Below are 5,064 nucleotides of genomic sequence, written 5' to 3'. Positions count from 1 at the left end.
AAAAACTCATTTAAATCACTTTGCTATTAAGTACAAATTGATTCTTAGAGCGAACCAGATTGCTTGGCAGGAGCTTAAAAATATGGCAGCTTAAAATTGACCGTGCGTAACATGAGTCAATAAGAATATTATTGCCGATAAACGGGTTTAAGTAGCTGCTAAACAGGCTAATCAAAGCACTGATTATAAGAGAAACTAATAATAAAAAAGCAACACCGAAAACCATGACGAAAGAAAAAAAGCGTGCTTTAACAATTCCCAGCCATCCCTTATTTGGATTAGCTTTTACACCCCAAATCAAATTTAATCCCGTTTGAATTTCGCTGAATACTCCTGATGCAGAAAACAATAACACTATGACGCTTGTTATCCTTGCCCACCAAGCCGTAATGGGTTTATTTGCTCCAACTATTATTTCTTGTACTTGTCGAGCAGCTTCCGTACCAATTAAACCTTTTATTTGAGCTAATATTTGTCCTTGGGCGGCTTCCTTCCCATAGACAATCCCTATGATAGAGATACAAATTAATATAATTGGCGCTAAAGAAAAAATAGTGTAATAAGCTAGTGCTGCAGCTTGAGTAGAAATTCTGTCTTGCATCCAACAGTCAAATACTTTTTTAACTCTTGCTTCTGAGTTATTCATAACCTTCCTTATGCATCGACATGTTTCCTGGTATTCAGTAAATTAGTAGTAATGGCGCTAATCAGTAGTTTAGCTCATGTCAGTATAAATTAAATGAGTTCATTTTAAATCTAGGGTAACTACGGTAAGAACTAAGGAGATAAACTACTTTTAGATGTAATAAGGCCTAATATCATGTACTATTAATATAGGTCGTTGTGTACATACTATTTATAAGGAAAATAGATTATCCATGGCTAAAAAAACATACAACCTTTTAACGTGGGTTCCTCATTTGTTCTTATTTTATAAGGAAAGGGTATTTCGGAAATTATTACCTATAATGGTAGTAATCTCCTTGTATGAAATAATTGTAGTTGTAGTCTTTCCACATATAACGCGCCACAATTTAGGTCAATTTCATCTTATTTTCAGTTTTATTTTAACCATTATAATCAGCTTTCGTGTGAACTCCAGTTATTCTCGTTGGTGGGAGGGGAGAACCTTATGGGGAGCAATTGTTAATAACAGTAGGAATTTAGCACTAAAATTTGATACTTATTTTGGACTAGAAAACTATCCTGATTTTTATCGCTTACTGAGTAAATTACCAATTATTATTAAAGCTAATTTGCGTAAAGATAGTGGTCTTTGGGAAAAAGAGTTAAAAGATTTAGGCTTAGAAAGTGATAAGAATATAAGCCCCGTCGTTCTGATAACCCAGCGTATGTACGGTATTATTAATAGTTTTCGTGATGGTAGTTTAGATAGAATGCAACAATGTGCTCTTTTAGAGTCCCATGTAGCTAATCTAATCGATATGATAGGGGGATGTGAGCGTATTGCTAATACAAGAATGCCTCCAGCTTTTGCTTATTTTGTTAAACAAGCCTTACTTTTCTACGCCTTAATGTTTCCTTTTGGCTGGCTAAATACCTTCGGCCTCTTAATCGTTCCAATGATGCTAATGATGATTTATATTTTATTAGGTTTAGAAATACTTTCCGAGGAATTAGAGGAGCCCTTTAATGTCTGTGATACAGGTCTTAATCTGGATGTGATATGTAGAACCATCGAACTAAACATTGAGCAGATCGAACGCTATGGAAAGAGCTAATCCTCCATGAGGATGATTTGATATTGCTTATCTTATTATTAAACCAGTGTATTCGAGTATAAAAGGGAAAAAAATAAGAACAATCCCTATAATTAAATAAAGAAGAAATAAATCACGAACCCGGGCTTGCTCTTCTTCTCGTGGACGAAGCATATTTAATGCAATTCCTAGAAAGATAATGCCAATTGCCATGAATATAATTTGTATAAGTAAAAATAAAGACATTTGAAATCCTTTTTTTAATTTGAGAAGTACTAGTTCAAAATAGATCTAACATACCGATTTTTTAGAAATCTGTTAAGTCGAATTTAGGGCTATCAATTTTTCCCTGAGGATTAGGTTCATTATTATAATAATAAATCCATTCGTCCAGATTTTTTTGTAAATCCTCAACAGGGTATTCAGGATAAATAACCAAATTTAAAATTATTATTATTTGCAATCATAAATACATGGCAATATAACTATATATCTAAATTTTTAGGGTCTTAAAAATGTGGAAAACAATCTTTCTTTTGATCTTACTTCCCCTTAGTAATGCATGCGCAACCATCGAGCTACCTTTATCGAAAAGTATTTATTTAAATGACAGTTTATCTTTTGAATCTCATCGTGGAGAGGGGGCTTTTGATACTGCGCTTGCGATGAATATTCAGCATATACCAGTGAAAGCAATTAGGGATAGGCTTTCTCTATATTTGCACTACCCACTGCGTTTTTTTACCGAGTGGAATAAAAATGGTGAGGCCCACATTACGGTGATAACCCCGCCGGAATATACTTATATCTTAAAACCATTTATCAGCATCGATAGAATGGAAGAAATTGCAGTGCAGAATTATATTCAGGATTCAGATTTGAATGTGTTGGGCTTAGGTAAAGGCTCATTACCGATTAATAATAGGGTGGAAGAAACCTATTTTATTATCATTAAATCAACTAACCTATTGAAAATTCGACACAAAATTTATGAAGAATTTGTCAAAAATGGCGGGGATAAAAATGCATGGGATCCCAATCATTTTTATCCCCACATAACTGTTGGCTATTCTTTAAGAGATTTACATGAGGCCGATGGTGTGATTAAGGACATAGAGCATGCCTTAGATGATAGATTCAAATTGACATTAATTGGGCAGATACTCGGACTTGTCACTGATACGATACCATGAGCGAGTCTAGTACCTTCTCTAATTGAAGCTTGAAAACTATATTAACGGTGGGTGGATTAGTTCTGCTCATCAAGCCAACGTGTCAACTCTTGGATGGTTTGGTTATTTACAAGAATTAGCTGCCGGTAAAGTTGCTCTAAAAGGTCCCTGTGCCCGACTTTGTAATAACGCTCAAGATACTGACAGGCGATATGCATTCTTCTGGTTCCAAGATAGGTGACACCACTTTTGATTTTATGGGCAAGCTTTTCGATTTCTTCCCATAGACCCTTTTCATGGCAATGTTGCATCTCAGTGATGTCCTGCTGTATAGCATCAGACAAGTAAGTCTTTAAAAGGGAGATAAGTAAAGATCTATCAGGGATTTGTTGCAGGGCAGACTCCTCGTTGAACAAAGGCAGTGCTTCGAGTTGAAAAAGCTCTTCTTCTACCTCTGGTAAATCTAAGCCCAAGAGTGTTTTGGCTGTCTGTTGTTCCTTTGGTTTTATGCGTCGTGAGGCGGAGTGCGTTAACTCTTGTATCAGTCTATGTAAAATCTCTGGTTCTGCGGGTTTACTTAATACTTCATTAATCCCGCAATCAAGACATACTTGCAGCGCCGCAATTCTCGCGTGGCCTGTTAGACCGATAATAGGTATGTTTAACTGGCTCTCCCGCGCCAGCTTGCTAAACTCTGTACCTGACATCCCGGGTAGACCTATGTCGGTGACAATGACATCAACGGTTTGATGTTGCAACAATTCCCATGCCTCTTCAGCGCTCATGGCTGAGGTGATGGTATAGCCATTTTTTTGCATCATGGCTTCCAGTGTTTTCAATGCAACTAAATTATCTTCTATTAACAGCAAATGCCGAGCCTCACTAGTTGGATTTAGTGAGAAAGAAGTAGATGATGATTGTTTCTCCAGAGCCTTAGGTGGCTTACCCTCAACACAGAGCACATCAAAATTAAAAGTCGTTCCCACTCCCACTGTGCTGGTTAGAGTGATGTGACCACCTAGTAAAGTGACGTAGGTTTGTGCAATGTGCAATCCAAGGCCATGACCTGCGTAAATGCCTTTATATGATGAGCTGACTTTGAAAAATCGTTGAAATACTTGGCCTTGTAATTCCTCTGGAATGCCTATACCGGTGTCCGACACACTGAATTTTAAATGCACATTGTCGCCCTCATGGTACAAGCACTCTATACCCAGAGTAATGGAACCAGATTGAGTGAATTTTATCGCGTTGCCTAACAAATTCAGCAAAATACGATGAATTTTCCTGCGATCACTTCTAATGTACTGCGGTACATTAGACGCTATCGAGACATTTAAGCCCAGTCCTTTCAAGGTTGTTGCCGGTGACTCCAGACGAATTAACTCTTCTATGCAGTGCTTCAATTCAAAAGCGGATTCCTGAACTTCTTGCTCTCCTGTATGATCTGCTTTGACGTCGTCAATGATGTCATTCAACATGTGCAGCAATTCTTCTCCGCTGTTATGCAGCATATGTGCTCTTTCTCGTGCTTCGGGATTTTCCAAGGTTTGCTCCAGGATCTCTGACATTCCTATCACCCCGGTCAGTGGCGTTCTGATGTCGTGGCTCATGTTGGCTATGAATTCACTTTTGACCTTATTCGCCATTTCAGCGTGTAACTTGGCAACACTCAATGCTGATTCAATTTCCTTTTGATGAGTGATATCAGTTGTTATGCCTATGATGCCTACAATTTGATTGTTTTGATCCCTTAATGGAACTTTATTGGTGATAGCGGTTATGGTTTTGTCATTGGTAATAACTATTATTTCTATGTGATTTAATTGAGCCACACCTGAGCGCATGACCTCCTGATCTATTGCCACATAACTGGCTGCTCTGTCCTTCCATATAAGATCAAAATCGGTTTTTCCCTTGACGAGTCGCCTATCATTTAATCCGGCCAGCCGAGCAAATTCGTCATTACACCCCAAATATACGCTATTAAGATCTTTCCAATATAAGAATCCTGGCGCAAATTTTAAAACATTTTCCAATTGAATTATTTCTAACTCATGTTACGCACATAAACTTGTAGTTTGACTAAAAAGCATTAGAATTCCGCCCTTAATTTTAGGGAGGGAATTAAATGGATATGCTTGATCTTTATAGTGATTATTTGATTTTCC

The 5,064-nt window shown here is 37.4% G+C and carries 5 protein-coding genes; 2 read left to right on the top strand and 3 right to left on the bottom strand.

Annotated features, from left to right (window positions below; genetic code table 11):
* Positions 1–10 precede the first annotated feature (10 nt).
* The gene (locus ELY15_RS13220) at positions 11–646 is read right to left on the bottom strand and encodes a YihY/virulence factor BrkB family protein (protein ID WP_127100805.1); all 636 of its coding nucleotides are present in this window, start codon (positions 644–646) and stop codon (positions 11–13) included.
* A gap of 232 nt (positions 647–878) precedes the next feature.
* Between ELY15_RS13220 and ELY15_RS13215 the strand changes: the two genes are divergently transcribed.
* Positions 879–1,742, top strand: a complete 864-nt coding sequence (locus tag ELY15_RS13215; RefSeq protein ID WP_127100803.1) for a bestrophin family ion channel — start codon at positions 879–881, stop codon at positions 1,740–1,742.
* A 27-nt stretch (positions 1,743–1,769) separates the two neighbouring features.
* Here the strand turns inward: ELY15_RS13215 and ELY15_RS16595 are convergent, their stop codons facing one another.
* Positions 1,770–1,895 carry a hypothetical protein gene (locus ELY15_RS16595; RefSeq protein WP_255411110.1) on the bottom strand — a complete coding sequence of 42 codons (126 nt, stop codon included), beginning with the start codon at positions 1,893–1,895 and terminating at the stop codon, positions 1,770–1,772.
* A 341-nt stretch (positions 1,896–2,236) separates the two neighbouring features.
* Here ELY15_RS16595 and ELY15_RS13210 point away from each other — a divergent pair, with 341 nt between their 5' ends.
* Entirely contained in the window at positions 2,237–2,914 is a 678-nt protein-coding gene (locus ELY15_RS13210; protein ID WP_127100801.1) for a hypothetical protein, read from the top strand.
* Positions 2,915–2,970: 56 nt separating this feature from the next.
* Here the strand turns inward: ELY15_RS13210 and ELY15_RS13205 are convergent, their stop codons facing one another.
* A complete protein-coding gene (locus tag ELY15_RS13205) occupies positions 2,971–4,932 on the bottom strand; it encodes a PAS domain-containing sensor histidine kinase (RefSeq protein WP_127100799.1) in 1,962 nt (653 codons plus the stop codon).
* Positions 4,933–5,064: the final 132 nt, after the last annotated feature.

Origin of the sequence: Legionella sp. km772, from assembly GCF_003989735.1 — a bacterium.
Taxonomy (GTDB): domain Bacteria; phylum Pseudomonadota; class Gammaproteobacteria; order Legionellales; family Legionellaceae; genus Legionella.
The sequence above is the reverse complement of the archived record's forward strand: the minus strand, read 5'-3'. Positions and strand labels throughout refer to the sequence as shown.

Coding starts and splice junctions, on each gene's coding strand:
- ELY15_RS13220 (WP_127100805.1), bottom strand. CDS start 646: ATGAATAACTCAGAAGCAAGAGTTAAAAAAGTATTTGACTGTTGGATG.
- ELY15_RS13215 (WP_127100803.1), top strand. CDS start 879: ATGGCTAAAAAAACATACAACCTTTTAACGTGGGTTCCTCATTTGTTC.
- ELY15_RS16595 (WP_255411110.1), bottom strand. CDS start 1,895: ATGCTTCGTCCACGAGAAGAAGAGCAAGCCCGGGTTCGTGATTTATTT.
- ELY15_RS13210 (WP_127100801.1), top strand. CDS start 2,237: ATGTGGAAAACAATCTTTCTTTTGATCTTACTTCCCCTTAGTAATGCA.